This window comes from Pedobacter sp. GSP4 (assembly GCF_051857575.1).
GTDB lineage: Bacteria > Bacteroidota > Bacteroidia > Sphingobacteriales > Sphingobacteriaceae > Pedobacter.
The window spans coordinates 428,206-448,351 of the sequence record NZ_JBPZIR010000005.1 but is presented as its reverse complement, the minus strand read 5'-3'; the positions used below and the strand labels follow the sequence as shown (position 1 = coordinate 448,351).

Genomic DNA, 20,146 nt, shown 5'->3' with positions numbered 1-20,146 from the left:
TTAATCTATTAGTTTTCTACCTATGCTATTATAATAATAGCCAAGATCGATCATTTTTTGCAAATCATACAAATTTCGACCGTCGAAAACCACTTTATTTTTCAAAATACTTTCAATTTTTTCAAAATCAGGATTTCTAAACACCGACCATTCCGTTGCAATCAGCAGAGCATCAGCGCCTTCTAAAGCTTCGTACTGGTTTTTGGCATAATTAATTTTATCGCCAATAATATTTTTAACATTGGCCATTGCCTCTGGGTCAAATACGGTAACCGTTGCTCCGTTTTTAACCAGCGCATCGATAATATATAAAGCTGGGGCTTCGCGTATATCGTCGGTTTCTGGTTTAAAGGCCAATCCCCAAAGTGCAAAATGCTTGCCTTTAATGTCGCCTTTATAATATTTTAATACTTTATCTACTAAAATGGTTTTTTGCTTTTCATTCACTTCCATCACCGATTTCAGGATCTGGAAATTATAGGCATAATCATCAGATGATTTCACTAGGGCCTGAACGTCTTTTGGGAAACATGAACCACCGTAACCTACGCCCGGAAACAGAAAGCGCTTTCCGATACGGTCGTCTGATCCGATACCACGTCTTACGGCATCTACATCGGCACCCACCAGCTCGCAAAGATTTGCAATCTCGTTCATAAAGGTGATTTTTGTAGCCAGAAAAGAGTTGGCGGCATATTTAGTCAGCTCAGATGAACGCTCATCCATAAATAGGATCGGGTTGCCCTGGCGTACATAAGGACCATAAAGTTCGGTCATCAGTTTTTTAGCCCTATCGCTTTTTGTTCCCAATACCACACGGTCTGGTTTCATAAAGTCATCAACAGCTACACCTTCCCTCAAAAATTCAGGGTTAGAAACCACATCAACTTCTACCGTAGTATTTTCGGCAAAAACGGCTTTTACCTTATCTGCTGTACCAACCGGAACGGTCGATTTGTTTACGATTACCTTATAATCGGTAATGAGCTTGGAAATATCTTTGGCCGCACCTAAAATATAAGAAAGATCGGCAGCACCATCTCCACCCGGAGGCGTTGGCAGAGCCATAAAAATAATCTGCGCATCTTTTATGGCATCGGCTAAATTTGTAGTAAAAGTTAGTCTTTCCTGTTCAATGTTCCTGTGGAACAGAAGATCTAGGCCAGGCTCATAAATAGGCACTTCGCCAGCCTGCATTTTTTTAACTTTTGCTTCATTAATGTCAACGCATATTACATCATTTCCTGTTTCTGCTAGGCAGGTTCCGGTAACTAAACCTACGTATCCGGTACCAATAACGGCTATCTTCATCTGTTATTTTTTGTTTTTAGCTGCTATGGCGCTACTACAGTCTGTCTATTTATTGCATTGAATTATAGGCTAAACCGTAATGGTTCCATATATTTTTAAGCTTTTTAAATAATTCGTTTTATCTTGCCACGAAGATATGAAATTACACTAATGCTTTTGCTTTACATAATCGGAATTCGGGTTTACACTTTACTTATCAGGATATTTTCATTATTTAATCCTAAGGCTAAACTGTTTATAAACGGGCGTAAAAACGTCTATACACAAATTGTTCAGCAAATTAATCCCAAAGAAAAGCACATCTGGTTTCATTTTGCCTCCCTGGGCGAATTTGAACAGGGCCGCCCTGTTTTAGAAAAATTAAAAGAACTTTATCCCGCCAAGAAAATAGTGGTTACCTTTTTTTCTCCTTCGGGATATGAAATCAGGAAAAACTATGCACTGGCCGATGTTTTCTACCTCCCGATTGATACGGCCGCAAATGCCAAGCGTTTTATTGCCAGCATTAACCCGGAGATGGCCATTTTTACCAAATATGAATTTTGGCATTTTTACTTTAAAGAATTAAAAGACCGCAATATTCCTTTATATGTTATTTCAGGCATCTTTAGAGAAAACCAGGCCTTTTTTAAATGGTATGGAGGCTTTTACCGCAACATTTTAAAAGCTGTAAGCTATTTCTTCGTTCAAAATGAGGAGAGTAAAAAGCTATTACACTCAATTGGATTAACAAATGTTACCATCAATGGTGATACCCGTTTCGACCGTGTTTTTGAAAGTGCACAAAACCCTAAGCAACTGCCAATTATTGAAGCATTTATAGGCCAATCGCCAACGTTGATCTGTGGCAGCACCTGGCCCGAAGATGAAAAGCTACTGGCCGGATTGCCAAGCAAATATCCTGACTGGAAATTTATTATTGCGCCACATGAAATTCACGAAAGCCATATTGAAAGCATAGAGAAACAGTTTTCGGCTGGCAGTTTGCGGTTTTCGGCACTCAGCTCAGGTAATCAAACGCCAAACGCCAGTCACCAAACGCTTATCGTTGATAACATCGGCATGCTTTCGGCTTTATACCAGTACGGAAAAGTTGCTTATGTAGGTGGTGGTTTTGGCACAGGTATCCACAACACTTTAGAAGCTGCTGCTTTTGGGCTGCCCGTAATTTTCGGACCTAAATACGATAAATTTCAGGAAGCTAAAGATTTAATCGCATTAGGTGCGGCGAAAAGCATTTCATCAATTGATGAATTGAGCTATGCCTTTGAAGATTTTGCCGAAAACACCAATGCTGCCCATGAAGCCAGGAATTATGTAATCAATAAAAAAGGGGCAACAGATGAGATTATTTCGATGATTACGAAAGCAGACCGCGCTTAGCAATTTCCGCTACTATCTGGCTTATGCTTTGATCTATCGAAACCGTAATTACATCCTGTTCATCTGCCCCAGGTTCTTCCAAGGTTTCGAACTGACTTTTTAATAAACTGGAAGGCATGTACTGATGCGAACGTTTGGTAATCCGATCGTGGATTAAATCGAAACTTCCTTTTAAATATACAAAGCGGATAGCTGGATTATCTTCTCTAAGCAAGTTACGGTAGGATTTTTTTAGGGCCGAGCAGGCAATAATACAAGAGGTTCCATGGGACACGTGCTCACGGCCAACTTTTGCAATGAGCAAAAGCCAATCTAAGCGGTCGGCATCGGTTAAGGGAATACCAGCTGCCATCTTATCTACATTGCGCTGTGAATGAAGATTATCCCCATCAATAAATTCGGCATTTATTTGGGGCGCCAAAGCTTTTCCAACAACGGTTTTACCACTCCCCGAAACGCCCATTAAAATGATAAAACCTGCCATATCCAACAATTAATTTACCATGCCCGCAAGCGCTTCAATAAACACAGGGCTATCGTTTAAACTTTCTACCAATTGCACATGCTCACCACCCAAAGTCCTAAACTCTTCGTGGTATTCAACGGTAATTTCGTAAAGGGTTTCCAGGCAATCGGCTACAAACGCCGGACTAAAAACCAATAAACGTTTCTTGCCTTCGGCTGCTAATTTCTTTAAAACATCGGTAGTATAAGGCTGTACCCAAGGCTCTTTACCTAAACGCGATTGGAAGCACACGGTGTATTTATCTTTCGATAGGTTTAATTCTTCGGCAATTAAGCGGGCGGTATCATGTCCCTGAGCAGAATAACAGAACTTATTGGTATCGTTTAAGGTTTGGCAGCAATCGGCACTTTTTAAACAATAACTGCCGGTATGATCGCACTTTAGCAATTGCCGTTCTGGTAAGCCGTGGAAGCTGAACAGAACATGATCGTAGCTTTCAACATTATGCTTTTTTGCATTTTCTGCAAAAACCTTGATCATTAATTCATTATCGTGAAACGAATTCACAAACGAAATTGGCGGAACGGTTGGCCACTTGCTTACCAGCTCCATTACCAACTGCATTACCGAGCCTGTACTTGCAGAAGCGTACTGTGGAAACATGGGGATTACCTGAATGCTTTCTACCAAACCTGCTTTTAAATTGGCAAGCGCCGAAGCAATAGAAGGACTTTGGTAACGCATGGCCAGTTCTACGTGGTAATCGTCGCCCAATCTTTCTTGCAGCATTTTGGCTTGCAGGCGGCTGTAATACAAAAGCGGGGAGCCGTTTTCATTCCATATTTCTTTATACAATTTGGCAGTTTTCGGGCTACGGAAAGGAACAATAATTCCTTTTACAAGTAAAGTTCTGTTCAGTTTAGGAATATCGATTACCCTTTCGTCCATCAAAAACTGATCTAAATATTTTTTGACATCGGCTGTTGCCGGACTATCGGGTGTGCCTAAATTTACCAGTAAAATCCCTTTTTTGCTCATTGATAATAATATGTTAAGTGCCGCAAATATCGCGTTTTTATTATTTTTTACCTATGTTAAAATGTGATCGTAAACATTTTTTGGTCAGCAGAAAATAATATTAACCGCAATTCATTCCCTAGTTGTTTAACTGCAAGGTTATTAGCCTAAAGGCGAACATCAAAAGCTGCAAAAATGGTTCAAACGGTTTTGCAATGAAACCCAGCTGCAGGGAACAGCAACCCATCATGAGTATCAGGAAAGCTTCCTGCTGTGCGCAGCAGCAAATTATTGGTTGTAGAAAGCCTCCTCCTGTGGGGAGCAACGATTCTAAGCCCTATTAAAGCTTCCCACCATGCGCAGCAACAAATTATGGGTAATCGACCAAAACCATCTCTGAGTGAAGATATCAATTTCTTTAATAGTATAGTTTAGTGTAACTTGGTAACATCCGACAACGCAAAGGATTTTAAACTAGTCCTTCGACAAGCTCAGGATGAAAATATTTATTCATGATCATACTCAGAGCATCACCACTATTTTTTAACTTTATACAGTTGCCACCAGGGCATACCCGGTTTTTGGTGATGTTCTAAATGATAACCAAAGAAGTAACAGGTAAAAAATGCAACGAAATGGTTTTTCTGCAGCGTAGTAGAATGGTATTCGTTATCATGTTCACCTTTATGTGGTAGATAGGTGCCAAAATAGAACAATTGAAAAGTGCTTAACAGCGAAGGCAAAACCCAAAATAACAGTAAATTCTTTTCAGAAACCCAAATTTTAAGCACATTATAAGCGATAGCCATAATTACCAATTGAATAATGGTAACATAATTGAGCATGAAACGGAAATACCACTTCCAAAAGCCATGAGGTGCAAAATCGGGATCTTGTTCGGTATGTACATGGCTATGATGCTGATGATGTTTGGCATACAAACGGTTATAGAAGAAACCGGCATAAAGAAAAACAGAGAGGTATCCAATAAAATTATTTACTTTCTTGTTGGCCGATATTGTCCCGTGCATGGCATCATGCGCGGTGATAAACAGTCCGGTATACAGATGCATCTGAACGAAAACCATTAAGTAAACCAGCGGATTGCTCCAAGAGAAATGCCATGTAAGCAGGCTATAAAGCGATATGAGCCAGCAGGTAATTACGGCTAGGGCAACCAATATTCCGATGTATGGCTTTATCTTTTTCAAATTATGGTTTTATTGAGAAGATGATTCTTTTAAGTATCCTCACTCGCTGTCGTCATGCTGAACTTGTTTCAGCATCTTTTTTTTGTAATTTAAACCCTGAAATAAATTCAGGGTGACGATTGGTAATTAATCTATCGGTCGGTGTCACACCGACTGAAATTCTAATTGATTTTTTTGCCCTGCTGCGCAGCCTTGTGTCGGCTCACCGCCGCCGAAGGGCTCTTTCTTTTTGGCATCAAAAAGAAACAAAAAATGCCGGCTGAAAACTTTTCTTTCAAAGTTAGTGGGAAGGCCTGGTGAGTGCAACCCGAAAAATTTGTTAGGCCGGATTTAAGTAGAACGGAGATGTAGTGCTTTGGCCTATCTGGGTGGAAATGCATAATCCTAAACTTGTTTATTAGCAAATAGGTAACAACTCGAGTATACAAAATATCTAGTACTGCTCCAAAGCTACTTTAACTTTCTCCATTAACCACATTGGCGTAGAAGTAGCGCCGCAGATACCAACTTTATCATTTTCATTAAACCAGTGCTGTTCTAATTCTTCAACATTAGAAATGAAATAAGAATTATCGTTATACTTTTTACACACATCATATAGCACTTTTCCGTTTGATGATTTCTTACCAGAAACGAAAACAATCTTATCATAATGGCTTACAAAATCTTCAAGCTCATCGTAACGGTTAGATACCTGCCTGCAAATGGTATCATTGGCTTTCACATCGTAACCACGGCTTAACAATTCATCCTTGATGTGATAAAATTTATCGGTGCTTTTAGTGGTTTGGCTGTATAACGTAAACTTAGATGGAAGCTCAATGTTATCTAACTCGGCCAAATCCTGAAACACAATAGCCTTACCATCTGTTTGTCCCTGTAAACCAATTACCTCGGCATGACCGTGCTTACCAAAAATAAGCACCTGTTCTTCGTCATCGTGCGAGTTTTTGATCCTGTTCTGCAGTTTAAGCACAACCGGGCAAGAGGCATCAATTAAGGTTAGGTTGTTTGCCAAAGCCAACTGGTATGTTGATGGCGCCTCACCATGTGCCCTGATCAATACCTTTTCGTTCCTTAAATCTTTTAAAACTTCGTGATCGATGATTTTTAACCCGCGGTTGGTTAACCGTTCAACTTCTTCATCGTTATGAACAATATCCCCAAGGCAGTATAAATACCCTTCGTTATCCAAAATATCTTCGGCCATTTCTATAGCATATACTACGCCAAAGCAAAAGCCTGATGATTTATCGATGTTGACCTGTAAGTTTAAATTGCTCATTTTTCTTTTAGGATTAGTTATTTATCGTCATAATGCCCCTTTGCAGAAATTACAAATACTGTAATAATCTCTCCATCGATTCTATAGACTAACCTATCTTTTTTATTTATCTATCTGGACCAATAGCCTGAAAACTGAAATTTTAATTTTTCGGGCCTCCCCGTACCAGATGCCGGATGAATACTTAACTCTATAAAAATTTGTTGGAGTTTTTTAATAAGGCCTTATCTCCAGATTTAAGGATTGCAGCCAGTTGCTTTTTAGCTTGATCAGTAATATCTACAAAATACTTTGCCATATATCCTGAACATTTTCAACCCTCGTTAAACGCCCGTTTTTTATATCCTCTTCTCCCCTGGCTATTTCCTTTATAAATTCCGAACCATAGCTCTTTTCTTTTTTAAAAGTTATGTTTAATGCTTGTAACACAGCCTCAATTGCCAAAAGTTGTTTCTTATTTTTAGGCTGTACGATCAGTGTTTCCATTTTATAAAATTAATTAAAATAGTTATTACAAAATTACGCAAAAATATTTGTTCCGGTTGTCATGTACAAGACAACAAAAAAGATTAACTGCGCAACAAACATCGTGGTGCCGATATATTTCTGTTGTTTTAGGCCCAGAGCGTAGTAAAACTTGAGCAGTATTACCGAAACAATAAACCAGGCAACATAATTTTGAAGCGGAACTTCGTGCCAGTCCCATTGCCAGTAGTTAAACTTCATGGCTACAGGCTCTAAAAAGAAATCGAAACCCACCAGTACAAAAGACCCAATAACCGAAGCCAAAATACTGTGCCTTATTTTCATGCTTTTCATCATCTGGCCCACGCTAAAAATGAGTATTACCCAGTTTACACCCATCAGCAACGGAACCGCAGCAATTTTATAGCCTAAAGTATCGCCATAATAATAGCTGCCAAATATTTTACCGGTGTGCACACCCAACACTTCCACCATGAAACCACAAAGAAAAACGCCCGAAACGAATAATAACAAGCGCTTTACATCTGCATTGTACGAAAACACAATTACAGCAAACATCAGCAAGAGGTGGAAAGGAACAAGCTTGATAAAGTAAGGCTGAGCGGCAGGAATTAAGAAGCCAAGCAAGCCAACCAAATGAAAAACGATAATTACTGTTACTGCAATCCTTTTAACCTTTAAGTCGTTCTGATCGTTCTGCCCTTCCATGTGCCTGTTTTAAAAATATGCTTTTTTATAGAAATGAATGAAATTATCAAGAAGAACAGCATCTGGAATGGATGCAATATCAAATTTATCAAAACATTTTGTCCGGATAAATAGGAAATCATTATTCTGCTTAAAATTATTAATGTTAGTGGTAATACAAGTAAAGCTACATTAAAGTTTAAAATTAAAATTACCGGTCCTACAACCACCAAAAGCTGGTAAAGTAATAATATTATGATGTTATTCCCAAAACCTGCCAGTAAATTTTTACTAAAGCCATTCATACTTTCACCGAGGTTTTTGTACATCCTGCAATATATCAGGCCATTGGCCAAAAGTGCTTCGGCATTAAACTTTTCCTGTTTAACCAGTTTCATAATCTCAACATCCTCCACAACCTGCAGTTTTACCCGTTCGTGCCATTGATTGTCCCGGTAATTAGCCGCATTAAAAAACATACATTGACCGCTCGCTGCAGCAAAGGCATGGTTTTTTGAAAGTTTAACCAAACGCAAGGGCAAAAGGTTTAACAAAATGAAATGCATTAAGGGTACGGTTAAGCGCTCGCCTACCGATTTCATAACCTGATTGGTAAATACACTCAATAGCGAGAGCTTACCAAGCTCCATGCGCGCAATCAGACTGTTGATCAAACCTCTTTTTATTGTTTCGTCGGCATCAATAAACAACAGATATTTACCTGTGGCGAAGCTGCTAAGTTGGTGGCAGGCAAAGTTTTTACCCAACCATTTCTGCGGAAGCTCCTTTCCTTTAACCACTTCGAAATTGGCATTGACGGTGCAAAATTCTTTTACTACAGCAAAGGTACTATCGCTACTGTTATCGTCTAAAACAATAACTTCATAATTGGTGTAATCCTGATTTTTGATCGAAGCCAATAGCCCAAGTATATTTTCGGCTTCGTTTCTGGCCGGGATTAATATCGAAACTTTATCCTGATAATGCTTAACTACCCTTGGCAATTTCGGATTGGAAAGGAAGTTAAAAACAGTGACCGAAAACCGGATGACCAGAAAGATTAAAACTGCGTAAATAAAAACCGTCATTCAGTAATCTGTGTTTGTTTAATAACCGATTGATCGTAGTGTTTATTGTAAGCGCTTTTCAATAACTGTAAACTAACATACTCTTCGGTTTCCCAATTTTGCAGATAGGTATAGGCGGAAGGTTTCCTTTTTGCAAAATAATCGACAAAAGTTGCGGCAAAAACAATATTGGTCTTTTTCTGACTGGCATTGATCATCTGCATCACGCCTTTCTCAAAATGGATCTGCTTTAAGTGGTTGGAATACAGTTTTCCCTGTGGAAAAACGAGCACCAGGTTTTCGGGATTGTCTAAAAGCTTGCCCGCGTACTCAAGTGTGGTTAAAACATCTTTTCCTTTATTTTCTGCAGCAAAAGCGCCAAGGTATTTCAAAAAGCCAACTTTTTTATAATTATCAGCATTTACCAAAACATGAAACTGTTTTTTAAATAACTTCTTATTGATGTAGAACAGAAAAAAACCATCCCACCAGCTAAAATGATTGGCTAAAACCAAAATGGAAGTATCGTGTTTAATTTCCACTTCATCATACTTAAATGAAGTGAAATCCTTTTTGATAATGTACTGGATGTACCACGAAAAAAAGCTGAAAATAAAATTATTTTTTCTGGGCTGATACATTTCGGGAAGTTGCAAAAAATTGAGCTCAATTGCAAATGCAGCTTACATATGTGCATAAATCATGGACCCTGTGTTGTAACGTGGACGATATAACACGATTGATGGTTTGTTCCATCATCCATCTCACCTCTTCCATCTTCCATCTTACCTCTTCCATCTTACCTCTTCCATCTTACATCCTACATGCTATCCTATCTTAGCTTAGGTAAACCCGGTCTTCTTCGCCTTCTACATCCATTACCACATCTACATGTTCTTTTAAGATGGTAGCGAGTTCTAATCCAACGAAATCAGTTGCAATAGGGAAAATTTTATGACTTCTATCCACCAGAACTACTGTACGGATTTTTTTGTGCGGTGTATTTAAGAAAACGCCCAAGCCATAGGCCAGCGTTTTGCCACTGTTCAGTACATCATCAACAATAATAATTACCTTATTTTTCCAGTGGCTTTCATCCAGATCGGTTGAGGCAACCAGCTTACTGCTTTCTTTCTGCAGATCGATGCGCAATAGGGTTAACTTAAAATCAGAGATTTTTTTCAGTACTTTCTCTAACCTTAAAGCCAATTTATAACCGCGGTCCCAGATACCAGCAAGTACAACTTCTTTTTCGTTCAGGTTATCTTCTAAAATCTGATAAGCGATACGGTCTATTTTTTGCTGAATTTGTTTCTTGTTTAAAATAAGTAATTGTGATGCGGCCATTATATAAAAGGTTGAATACAAAAAGAACGATTTTAAGGATGAAATTCAAACTATTTGAAAAATAATTTCGATTCCCTGCAACGTTTCTATCTGATCTGCGTCTAATCAATAACCAAAACACAAAATTACGGGCCGTCATTTCACCTACAGAAATGATAGCTTCAAAAATCATTTAACAAAAAATAACTATGAAAATCCTTACCAAATCAGCAGCAGTATTATTTGTCATAATCAGCAGCTATATGGCCAAAGCGCAGGAAACCAAAAACGTTGCAGTAAAAAACTTCAACAGCATCGGCATCAGCAGTGGCATAGATCTATATTTAACGCAGGGCGGCAGTGAAGGCGTAAGCATTAAATCGGATGCAGAAACCCTTAAAGATATTGTTGTAGAACAGAATGGCGGAAACGTTAACATTAAATTTAAAGACGGCATCAACTGGGGCGGAATGTTTAAAAACCGTACCATTAAAGCCTATGTAAACTATAAAACATTAAATGCTATTGCTGCATCAGGAGGTTCTGATGTATTTACGCAGAATCAATTAAAAACAGATAAACTGGCCATCCGCTCATCTGGGGGATCAGATTTAAAACTGGAGGTGGTTTGCAATGATATTTCGATCCAATCTAGCGGTGGCAGTGATATCGACTTAAAAGGAAAGGCTTCAAACATGACCATCCAATCAAGCGGTGGAAGTGATATTGATGCCTATGACTTTATTACCGATTATGCAAAGGTACAGGCGTCAGGCGGATCGGATGTAGCTATCCATGTAAACAAAGGCCTAGAGGCATCGGCCAGTGGTGGTGGAGACGTAAGTTATAAAGGAAATGCCTCCCTTAAAAAAACATCAAGCTCAAAAAGCGGTGATGTTAGACATGTAAATTAGAATTTTAGTTTAGTTAATGATAATTCGCTGCTTTGTGGATACAAAGCAGCGTTTTTTTTTTTAAAATATCCCACGGATTAAGGGATTACACAGATTGGGCAATTAAAGCCATAGCATTAAAACCCTAAGCCCTACTACCTTCCACCTTTATTGTAAGGATAGTAAATAAAGTTTGCACCTTCGGGTACGATTACAAAAACACACATAAAATCTTCCGGTTTTTTGTAAACTTTTAGGAAAGGTTCTTTCTTCTCTTTACCAATAATCCCTTTCTCTACAAACTCCTCTAAAGTAGAAGCCTGGATGGTCCAATCCGTATTGAGTTCTTCTTTATTCAGGATCATTTCGCCAATACTAACCTCATGCTGGTGGGCAATAAAAATTGGATGGGCAGAAATACCTTCAACCATAATTTCAACAGCTACCTCTTTAATTGCATCAGCATAAAACGCCAGGTCTTTTTCTAAACTTACCAGCGGACTTTCCTGTTTCTTTGCCCCGCTATCTTCTGGCGTTGCGCTTAATAATTCTTCTCTATCCATAACCTACTAATTGTTGAATTTTGAATGACTGAAGGATGGAATGTTTATAAGCAACCAGCCCATTCTCTCATTCAATCACCCTCTCATTCAATTATTCAATCCTTCTATTATTTCAACCTCAACAACACTACATTTTCTACATGCTGAGTATGCGGGAACATATCAACAGGCTTAATGCGCTCAACCTCATATTTATCTTTTAACAATTCTAAATCTCTTGCCTGTGTTGCTGCATTACAGCTCACGTAAACAATCTTTTCCGACTCCATTTCCAATAAGCGCTGCACCACATCGGCATGCATACCTGCCCTTGGCGGGTCGGTAATTACTACATCAGGTTTACCGTGTGCAAGAATAAACTCTGCAGTTAGTATATCTTTCATATCACCGGCATAAAAAATGGTGTTATCAATCCCGTTCAATGCCGAATTAAACTTTGCATCTTCAATTGCCGTTGGCACATACTCAACACCAACAACCTGTTTTACATGTTTGGCAATAAAATTGGCAATTGTACCTGCACCAGTGTACAGGTCATAAACCAGTTCATCGCCTTTAAAACCGGCAAAATCCCTGGTAATCTTATATAATTCAAAAGCCTGCTCAGAATTGGTTTGATAAAATGATTTTACCCCGATCTTAAAGCGGATGCCATCCATTTCTTCGAAAATATGATCGCGGCCAGCAAATACCACAATCTCCTGATCAAAAATAGTATCGTTCTTCTTTTGGTTAACAATGTACAATAAGGAGGTAATCTGCGGAAATTCAGTTTTAAGAAAGTTCATCAGTCCATCAACCTGCTCCTGCTCCGGATAGGCAAATACCACTGCAACCATCACTTCACCCGTAGTAGAAGTACGGATAATCAGGTTGCGCAGAGCCCCCTCGTGGTTACGCAGATCGTAAAAAGAGAGGCTGTTTTCCAAAGCATATTTACGTACGGCATTCCGGATGGAATTGGATGGTTCATCCTGCAAATAGCAATGCTCGATATCCAAAATCTTATCAAAACGCAAGGGCACGTGAAAACCCAGTGCGTTCATATCAAAATCCTCATCACGTTCAACATCGGTTTTCTCCAACCAACGCTTGTTCGAAAAAGTAAATTCTAATTTATTGCGGTAATACCTGTTTTTTGCCGATCCCAGAATAGGTTCGGTGTTAGAAGTATCTATTTTACCCAGACGCTGTAAAGCAGCCTCAACATTCTTCTGCTTAAATTTCAGTTGCGCATCGTAGCCCATATGTTGCCACTTGCAACCGCCACAGGTACCAAAATGCTGGCAGAAGGGATCGGTACGCAAAGCAGATTTTTCGTGTAACTGATCGATAATCGCTTCAGCAAAATTCTTCTTCTTTTTGGTCAGCCGTACATCAACAACATCGCCGGGAACAGCTTTATCAACAAAAATCACCAATTCGTCGGCTTTGCCAACGCCTTTTCCCTCTTCAGCAATATCAATTATATGTACGTTTGGAACAATAGTTACCGTACCTGGTTTTCTTCTACTCATTATTTTGCAAAGATAAGGCAAAAGGCTGAAACAGGAAAGGCCTAAGGCTTAAGACCAAAGTGTTTTATTGGGCAATTGCTATTTACAATTTATTTACCATTAAGAAATTAAGAACATTCAAGTAAATTTTCTTAACTACCTTAACTTCTTAATGTTCTGAAAAGAGAAAACCAAGTTAAGCTCTATTACGATTTATTTACCATTAAGAACATTGAGGTAAATTCTTAACTACCTTAACTTCTCAAAGTTCTGAAAAGAAAAAACCAAGTTAAGCTCTATTACGATTTATTTACCATTAAGAACATTAAGGTAAATGAAAGCTAAAGTTGGAATGAATATAAATAGTTTACAAGAAAGAATGGGCAATATTTTCCCTTTCAGTCATGGCAACTGATCCGGCTTATTTATGATATTAAAAATTATTTTCCAAAAAACTTAAAGGCGGCTCCCCAAAAACCATCAAGCCAGTTAAAGTTAAGGTCAAATTTTTCATCTACCTGTACAGAAAATTCCAGTATTTCTTTGCTCATGATAAAAAATCTATCTATTATCAACAATAATACCAAATTTATACCAAAAACCAAAACGGTATAAATTAATATTATGTTAATTTTACACCTATTTGTTAAATATTGCTTAACCGGCATCAGCCTGTATATCATTACTGATTTTCAGCCGATTAATTTGATAATCTGATATAATTCCGTAACTTAATATATCATTCACATAAAAATGGAGGTTCATTATGAACGTTATCCGTAAAATTGAACATTGGGGAGATGTTCATCAATCAAAATGGCTGGATTATCTACGCATTGTCCTCGGCCTTATCATTTTTGGAAAAGGTGTTTCTTTTGTCAGCGACACATCGGTTCTTCAAAACATGATTACACAAAACAATGTTTTTGGCTTTTCGGGCATGATGATCAGTGTAGCCATTCATCTTGTTGCATTTGCACATTTGGTTGGGGGTGTTTTAATTACGCTGGGGCTTGTTACCCGTTTCGCGGTAGTGATTCAAATTCCGATCTTATTGTTCGCCGTGTTTTTTGTAAACCTTACCCCGGGTTTCTCTACACCTAATTCGGAATTATGGTTTTCGGTGCTGGTTTTATTTCTGCTCATTATGTTTTGGGTGGTAGGTTCTGGTCCTTTATCCGTTGATGAGGGGTTAAAACATAAAACAGGTAAGCGCTACGCTTAAACAAGATTGAATATTCTTAGTATCTTTCGCTTTTATTAATAACGATGAAAACGAAGATACTTTTTGCACTGCTTTTTGCGGGGTTGGGAACATACGCTCAAAACCCAACAGATGGATATTTTAACCTTACCAGAGCAGGTTTTAAAGAAAAAAATGCTTACGAAACCACAGCTTTTGTTGAAAAGTATTTCCGCGTGCCTGGTAATACGGGTTTTAACGCAAGTATCCACTATGTAGAAAATATACTTAAAAAAGCAGGTTTTGTATTGCAGCAGCAAAATGAAAAGGAAGCTCCTTTAACTTACCGCATTGAGAAACGCCCCATGAAAAACAATACATGGGAGCCTGTTGATGCGAACATCGATATCGTTGGCGAAAAGCAGCCCCTAATTTCTTATAAAACCAACCGCAATATGATTCCTATTAATTGCGGCTCTACCCCAGCTGGCGGCGTTACTGCGGCTGTTGTTTTCATTGAAAAAGCTAATCCCGCGGAGGTTGAAAAAATGGATCTGAAGGGAAAGATCGTGTTTAGCGAAACCCATCCTTCCCGTTTGCTCCAGGCAGCTACCAAAGCTGGTGCCATTGGCGTATTGGGCTATTCGATGCCAAAATATACACAGCCAGAAATCCACCAAACTTCTATCCAATTTGGCAGTATGAAAGCCAACAGCGAGGTTTGGACCCTGCTTTTATCGTATGCGGCCAAAGAAAAATTAAAAGCCACCTGCTTAAAAGGCGAAACCAGATTAAAGGTAAATATTGAGACCAAAATTTATCCATCGGAAGAATTGACCATTGTTGCCAATGTGAAAGGTAGCGTAAATGCCGATGAGCGCTTTGTTTTTAGTGCACACGTGCAAGAACCCGGCGCAAACGATAATGCCAGCGGTGTTGGAACCTTGGCCGAAATGGCAAGGTTAACTGCCGAACTGTACCAGGCAAAAAAAATAAACCCAAAGCGTAGCTTAACCTTTTTATGGGGCGATGAAATTGTTTCTACCAGAAGGTACATTACCGAAGATACAACCAGGGCAAAAGGTATTATGTGGGGCATGAGCTTGGATATGGTTGGCGAAGACACCAAAAAAACCGGTGGTTCTTTTTTAATCGAAAAAATGCCCGATCCATCTGCCATATGGACAAGGGGAACTGATAAGCACACAGAATGGGGCGCTGGGGATGTGGCTGAAAAAGATCTTTTCCCTCATTATTTTAACGACTTTATTTTTGATATCTGCAAAGCCCAGGGAAAGTTTGCCAACTGGACTGTTAACTATAATCCATTTGAAGGTGGCAGCGACCATACGCCATTTTTGCAAAATAAAATACCAGGACTTTTAATGTGGCATTTTACCGATGTTTTTTACCACACCGATAATGACAGGATTGATAAAGTTTCGCCCACTGAAATGAAAAATGTGGGCATAAGTGGATTAACAGCTGCTTATACCTTGATTTCTGCTGATGAAAATACGGCATCGGCTACGGTTTCGCAGGTTAAAACTGATGCTTTGGCGCGTTTAAAAACAGAATTCGATTTAAGCAAAAAGGCCATAGCGGCAGGCAAAGCTGTAGCCGATGAAAAACACATTATTGAAGTTTGGAGCAAATGGTATATAGCTGCTTTAGCCACCATTAACAAAATGCCTGTAAAGCCCGAAACCACCAGAATTGGTTCGGCAATTAAATTTGCAACAAACGAAATAGAAAAGCAGACCAAAGTTTATCTGGAGGAGTTGAAATAAACCATGCCAAAAGCAATAGTTATAGGTGCTGGAATTGCCGGTATTGCATCTGCAATACGGTTTGCTGTAAAGGGATATGAAACTGATGTTTTTGAAGCCGGTTCAAAACCTGGAGGTAAACTGGCCGAAATAAAAATGAATGGTTTTAGGTTCGATGCTGGTCCGAGTTTGTTTACCATGCCGCAATATGTAGATGAGCTTTTTACCCTGGCCGGAAAAAATCCAAAAGATTATTTTGAGTACACTAAGCTAACAGAAATTTGCCGCTATTTTTACGAAGACGGCTTAAGGTTAAATGCAAGCGCTGATCTTGATAAATTCGCCCGTGAAATTGAAGAAAAAACCAATTCTACAACCGCAGAAGTTAATAGCTACCTCAAAAAAAGCAAAACCATATATGAAGTTACGCACCGTGTTTTTTTAGAAAGAAGCCTGCATAAGCTCAAAAGCTACCTCCACTGGGATACTTTAAAATCTATATTTCGATTTGGGCAGATTGATGCTTTCAGAACACTGGCCAAAGCAAACAGTTCTTTTTTTAGGGATGATAGGATCACACAGCTTTTTAACCGCTATGCTACCTACAATGGTTCAGATCCTTATCAGGCACCCGCCACTTTAAACGTAATTCCTCATTTTGAATATCATTTTGGCGCTTACCTGCCAAAAAACGGGATGTATGGCATTGTTACTGCTCTGGTAAAACTGGCAGAAGAGTTAGGGGTAAAATTTCATTACAACCAAAAGGTTGAGGAAATCTTGCACCAAGATAAACCTATGCCTAAAGTTGAAGGAATTAAGGCTAATGGGCTTATCTACCATAGCGATATTGTTGTTTCCAATCTTGATATCTGGTTTACGTATAAAAACTTGCTTAAAGAAGTACCGCAGCCCCAAAATCGCTTAAATCAAGAGCGCAGCAGTTCGGCACTCATCTTTTATTGGGGCATGGCAGGTAACTATGGTGCTTTAGGCCTGCATAACATTTTCTTTGCTAAAGATTACAAACGTGAGTTCAGTTCCATCTGGAAAGATAAAACAATATGCAATGATCCTACGGTTTACCTCAACATCAGCTCTAAACACCTTAAAAACGATGTGCCTGCTGATGGAGAAAACTGGTTTGTAATGATAAATGTACCCGCCAACACCGGACAAAACTGGGATCTGTTGATTAAAGAAGCCAGAGCAAATATCACCAAAAAACTAAGCCGCATTTTAAACCGTAATATTGAAAAAGATATTCTTTGCGAGCAGGTGCTCGATCCGAGAAGCATAGAAAGCAAAACAGGATCTTATCAGGGTTCATTATACGGAAACAGCTCCAACAATCAGTTTTCTGCTTTTTTACGGCACGCCAATTTCAGTTCGAAAATCAAAAACCTGTATTTCTGTGGTGGCAGTGTACATCCAGGGGGAGGAATTCCACTTGCGTTATTGTCTGCAAAGATAATTGATGATGGGATTAATTCATTGGTTTATAAGCCATTTTTGGGTTAGTCGGTTAACTGTTTAAGTGGTTAATTGACTTCAACATCGAAAAACTGATTTATTAGGCAATGGCTATTTACAATTTATTTATCAGTAAGAAATTAAGAGCATTGGGGTAAATTTTCTTAACTCCCTTAACTTCTTAATGATCTGAAAGAGAACTAGGTAAACCCTATTAATGATTTATTTACCAGTATGAAATTAAGAGCATTAAGATATATTTTCTTAACTCCCTTAACTTCTTAATGGTCTGAAAAGAGAACTAGGTAAACCCTATTAATGATTTATTTACAAGTAAGAAATTAAGAACATTAAGGTAAATTTCCTTAACTCCCATGGTCTGAAAAGAGAACTGGGTAAACCCTATTAATGATTTATTTACCAGTAAGAAATTAAGAACATTAAGGTATAATTCCTTAACTCCCTTAATGACCAAGACTGATAATATGCTAAAAGGGCTAATGATTCCCCTTAATTGCTTCCTCTAACTTCTCCCCATCCAAATCAAATGCATCTACAATCAACTTCGCTTGGGTATAAAAAGGATCACGTTCCTGAAGTTTTTCTGTAATAAATACCAAAAGCTGTTCATCGTCCAAATCCTTAATCAAAGGCCTTTTTTGGCGGTTATGCAGGCGCGATACCAAAGCGGCAGGTTCCATTTGCAGGTAAACAGTTTCTCCATGGGCGTTCATCCACTCCATATTGTCGAAAAAACATGGTAGTCCACCTCCTGTTGCCACCACACAGGTTTCCGGGTAATCAAAAGTTTTCAGCATTTCGCTTTCGTAATCCCTAAAACCGCTTTCGCCATATTCAGCGAAATATTCGGCTATGGTTTTACCAGTTTTTGCAACAATTTCGGCATCTAAATCTATAACAGGGCATTCCAAGCGGTGCGCCAACTGTTTTGCTTTAGTGCTTTTACCGCAGCCCATATATCCAATTAGGAAAATCTTCATGTGTATTCTAGTTACTGGCGATCTACAACAAATGATCGCGTTTTAGCATAATATAATCAGTTACCGGTGGTTCAAAACCTGCCTTCTTTAATAAGGTTACAACCTGTCCGCGATGATAAGTAGAATGATTAAATAAATGAAATAAAATTTCATCTATCCTACTTTCGTACCTGATACCTTTAGAAGTACAATATTCAATGCTTTTATCTAATGGATCATTTTTGAGCACATCCCTGATCAACTTAAAATTGAGTACCGAGATGCTTTCAAAATCCTGTTTAGGATGAATATCCCAAACGCCATAAATTGGTTTAAGACCAGAGATACGCTGTGCCCAGATATGCTGTGCATTGAGTACATGGCTGAACAAGCGTTCTGCTTCGGGTATTGCGACAGTAGCCAGGTTAAATATGGCGATAATCCGACTATCTGCTACCTGTGTGTAATTGATGATTTCTTCTTCCTGCACAGCTTAACTTAATTTAACCCTCGGATCGATGTATGCGTATAAAATATCAACCAGAATATTGATAACCACAAATACAAAAGCGATAAAAAGTATTGAACCCATTACTACCGGAAAATCGGACATTTCTAAAGCTGTTACCGTTGTTCTGCCCAATCCGTTATACCCAAAAATGTATTCAACAAAAAAAGAACCGGCCAATAGCGAAGCAAACCAGCCCGAAATTGCGGTGATAACCGGGTTCATCGCATTTTTTAAGGCATGCTTATAAATGATGGTATTTCTGCTCAAACCCTTTGCCCTTGCGGTTCTGATATAATCTTGGGCTAAAACATCGAGCATGGCACTTCTGGTTAACTGTACAATAATAGCCAGAGGCCTTAGGCCAAGCGTAATCATGGGCAGCCATAAATTTCTTAGTGTTAAAACTTCACCATTAAATGGATCGTATGAATATAAGCTACCGCTCATTTTTAAACCGGTGTAGTTGCTCAGAACAAAACCAAAAAGCCAGGCAATAATAATCCCAGCAAAAAATGATGGGGCCGAAATACCCAAAATGGCAAAGGCATTAGCTGATTTATCAATCCACGAATCTTTGTAAACCGCTGATAAAACCCCCAAAAACACACCAATAATTGTAGCAAAAATCATAGCCGTTAAAGCCAGGATAAAAGTATTCGGAACTGTTTCGGCAAGTATGGCGGTTACATCACGTTTGGTTTGGTACGAGCTGCGCAGATAAGGCCATTTTAAGACAAGTGCTTTTTTATCGAAAGCGAGTAATTTGGCATAATGGTATTTCTGCTGGGCGGTGCTGTCATGATCTACAATGCTGATCGGCGATAAATCGTTCAGGTATAAAGCAAATTGCACGGGCTTGGAACGATCGAGGCCCAATTCTTTCCGAACAGCCTCGAGCGATTGTACATCGGCCCTTTGCCCCATCGTCATCCGTGCCGGATCGCCAGGTAAGATATTGAACAGCACAAAAACAACCAGTATAACGCCAGCCATGACCAGCAGTCCATACATTAGTTTTTTTAGTGCATAGCCTATCATG

Annotated in this window: 21 protein-coding genes; 5 read left to right on the top strand and 16 right to left on the bottom strand. The window is 38.9% G+C overall.

Going from position 1 to position 20,146, the window contains the following annotated elements; genetic code table 11:
- Window positions 1-1,311: a UDP-glucose dehydrogenase family protein gene (locus tag ACS5PU_RS16020; protein WP_439460164.1), complete on the bottom strand. Its 1,311-nt coding sequence runs from the start codon at window positions 1,309-1,311 to the stop codon at window positions 1-3.
- 150 nt (window positions 1,312-1,461) lie between these two features.
- Between ACS5PU_RS16020 and ACS5PU_RS16015 the strand changes: the two genes are divergently transcribed.
- Entirely contained in the window at window positions 1,462-2,694 is a 1,233-nt protein-coding gene (locus ACS5PU_RS16015; RefSeq protein WP_439460185.1) for a 3-deoxy-D-manno-octulosonic acid transferase, read from the top strand.
- Here ACS5PU_RS16015 and ACS5PU_RS16010 read toward each other — a convergent pair.
- The 9 genes from ACS5PU_RS16010 to ACS5PU_RS15970 form a co-directional block, all read right to left on the bottom strand.
- Window positions 2,672-3,178 carry a gluconokinase gene (locus ACS5PU_RS16010; RefSeq protein WP_439460163.1) on the bottom strand — a complete coding sequence of 169 codons (507 nt, stop codon included), beginning with the start codon at window positions 3,176-3,178 and terminating at the stop codon, window positions 2,672-2,674. The two genes, ACS5PU_RS16015 and ACS5PU_RS16010, sit on opposite strands and share 23 nt — an antisense overlap.
- A gap of 9 nt (window positions 3,179-3,187) precedes the next feature.
- On the bottom strand, window positions 3,188-4,198 hold the full coding sequence (gene hemH, locus ACS5PU_RS16005; protein ID WP_439460162.1) for a ferrochelatase: 1,011 nt from the start codon (window positions 4,196-4,198) through the stop codon (window positions 3,188-3,190).
- A 515-nt stretch (window positions 4,199-4,713) separates the two neighbouring features.
- A complete protein-coding gene (locus ACS5PU_RS16000) occupies window positions 4,714-5,388 on the bottom strand; it encodes a fatty acid desaturase (RefSeq protein WP_439460161.1) in 675 nt (224 codons plus the stop codon).
- A gap of 433 nt (window positions 5,389-5,821) precedes the next feature.
- Window positions 5,822-6,673 carry a 4-hydroxy-3-methylbut-2-enyl diphosphate reductase gene (locus ACS5PU_RS15995; RefSeq protein WP_439460160.1) on the bottom strand — a complete coding sequence of 284 codons (852 nt, stop codon included), beginning with the start codon at window positions 6,671-6,673 and terminating at the stop codon, window positions 5,822-5,824.
- Window positions 6,674-6,952: 279 nt separating this feature from the next.
- The gene (locus ACS5PU_RS15990; protein WP_439460159.1) at window positions 6,953-7,159 is read right to left on the bottom strand and encodes a DUF2683 family protein; all 207 of its coding nucleotides are present in this window, start codon (window positions 7,157-7,159) and stop codon (window positions 6,953-6,955) included.
- A 33-nt stretch (window positions 7,160-7,192) separates the two neighbouring features.
- The gene (locus ACS5PU_RS15985; RefSeq protein ID WP_439460158.1) at window positions 7,193-7,867 is read right to left on the bottom strand and encodes a carotenoid biosynthesis protein; all 675 of its coding nucleotides are present in this window, start codon (window positions 7,865-7,867) and stop codon (window positions 7,193-7,195) included.
- Window positions 7,837-8,934: a glycosyltransferase gene (locus tag ACS5PU_RS15980; RefSeq protein WP_439460157.1), complete on the bottom strand. Its 1,098-nt coding sequence runs from the start codon at window positions 8,932-8,934 to the stop codon at window positions 7,837-7,839. The genes ACS5PU_RS15985 and ACS5PU_RS15980 overlap by 31 nt, the downstream gene beginning before the upstream one ends.
- The gene (locus ACS5PU_RS15975) at window positions 8,931-9,554 is read right to left on the bottom strand and encodes a 1-acyl-sn-glycerol-3-phosphate acyltransferase (protein ID WP_439460156.1); all 624 of its coding nucleotides are present in this window, start codon (window positions 9,552-9,554) and stop codon (window positions 8,931-8,933) included. The genes ACS5PU_RS15980 and ACS5PU_RS15975 overlap by 4 nt, the downstream gene beginning before the upstream one ends.
- A 196-nt stretch (window positions 9,555-9,750) precedes the next feature.
- Window positions 9,751-10,260: a phosphoribosyltransferase family protein gene (locus tag ACS5PU_RS15970; RefSeq protein ID WP_439460155.1), complete on the bottom strand. Its 510-nt coding sequence runs from the start codon at window positions 10,258-10,260 to the stop codon at window positions 9,751-9,753.
- Between the two features lie 188 nt (window positions 10,261-10,448).
- Here ACS5PU_RS15970 and ACS5PU_RS15965 point away from each other — a divergent pair, with 188 nt between their 5' ends.
- Window positions 10,449-11,153: a head GIN domain-containing protein gene (locus ACS5PU_RS15965; protein WP_439460154.1), complete on the top strand. Its 705-nt coding sequence runs from the start codon at window positions 10,449-10,451 to the stop codon at window positions 11,151-11,153.
- A gap of 134 nt (window positions 11,154-11,287) precedes the next feature.
- On the opposite strand, the gene ACS5PU_RS15960 is transcribed toward ACS5PU_RS15965, so the two are convergent.
- From ACS5PU_RS15960 to ACS5PU_RS15950, 3 genes are all read right to left on the bottom strand, one after another.
- Entirely contained in the window at window positions 11,288-11,695 is a 408-nt protein-coding gene (locus tag ACS5PU_RS15960; RefSeq protein WP_439460153.1) for a hypothetical protein, read from the bottom strand.
- A 107-nt stretch (window positions 11,696-11,802) separates the two neighbouring features.
- Window positions 11,803-13,212 (bottom strand): 23S rRNA (uracil(1939)-C(5))-methyltransferase RlmD, encoded by a 1,410-nt coding sequence (rlmD, locus tag ACS5PU_RS15955; RefSeq protein ID WP_439460152.1) that lies wholly within the window; start codon window positions 13,210-13,212, stop codon window positions 11,803-11,805.
- A 419-nt stretch (window positions 13,213-13,631) separates the two neighbouring features.
- Window positions 13,632-13,742 (bottom strand): phenylalanyl-tRNA synthetase subunit alpha, encoded by a 111-nt coding sequence (locus tag ACS5PU_RS15950; RefSeq protein ID WP_109930739.1) that lies wholly within the window; start codon window positions 13,740-13,742, stop codon window positions 13,632-13,634.
- A gap of 215 nt (window positions 13,743-13,957) precedes the next feature.
- Here ACS5PU_RS15950 and ACS5PU_RS15945 point away from each other — a divergent pair, with 215 nt between their 5' ends.
- The 3 genes from ACS5PU_RS15945 to crtD are packed head-to-tail and all read left to right on the top strand — an operon-like array spanning window position 13,958 to window position 17,664.
- A complete protein-coding gene (locus tag ACS5PU_RS15945; RefSeq protein ID WP_439460151.1) occupies window positions 13,958-14,416 on the top strand; it encodes a DoxX family protein in 459 nt (152 codons plus the stop codon).
- A 44-nt stretch (window positions 14,417-14,460) separates the two neighbouring features.
- Window positions 14,461-16,164 carry a M28 family peptidase gene (locus ACS5PU_RS15940; RefSeq protein ID WP_439460150.1) on the top strand — a complete coding sequence of 568 codons (1,704 nt, stop codon included), beginning with the start codon at window positions 14,461-14,463 and terminating at the stop codon, window positions 16,162-16,164.
- A gap of 3 nt (window positions 16,165-16,167) precedes the next feature.
- The gene (gene crtD / locus ACS5PU_RS15935; protein WP_439460149.1) at window positions 16,168-17,664 is read left to right on the top strand and encodes a 1-hydroxycarotenoid 3,4-desaturase CrtD; all 1,497 of its coding nucleotides are present in this window, start codon (window positions 16,168-16,170) and stop codon (window positions 17,662-17,664) included.
- A gap of 449 nt (window positions 17,665-18,113) precedes the next feature.
- On the opposite strand, the gene ACS5PU_RS15930 is transcribed toward crtD, so the two are convergent.
- Genes ACS5PU_RS15930 through ACS5PU_RS15920 form a run of 3 tightly spaced genes read right to left on the bottom strand, consistent with a single transcriptional unit; the run spans window position 18,114 to window position 20,145 of the window.
- Complete coding sequence (locus ACS5PU_RS15930) at window positions 18,114-18,617, bottom strand: shikimate kinase (RefSeq protein ID WP_439460148.1); 504 nt, start codon at window positions 18,615-18,617, stop codon at window positions 18,114-18,116.
- 22 nt (window positions 18,618-18,639) lie between these two features.
- Window positions 18,640-19,086 carry a DinB family protein gene (locus tag ACS5PU_RS15925; RefSeq protein ID WP_439460147.1) on the bottom strand — a complete coding sequence of 149 codons (447 nt, stop codon included), beginning with the start codon at window positions 19,084-19,086 and terminating at the stop codon, window positions 18,640-18,642.
- Between the two features lie 3 nt (window positions 19,087-19,089).
- Window positions 19,090-20,145 carry an ABC transporter permease gene (locus ACS5PU_RS15920; RefSeq protein WP_439460146.1) on the bottom strand — a complete coding sequence of 352 codons (1,056 nt, stop codon included), beginning with the start codon at window positions 20,143-20,145 and terminating at the stop codon, window positions 19,090-19,092.
- Window position 20,146: the final 1 nt, after the last annotated feature.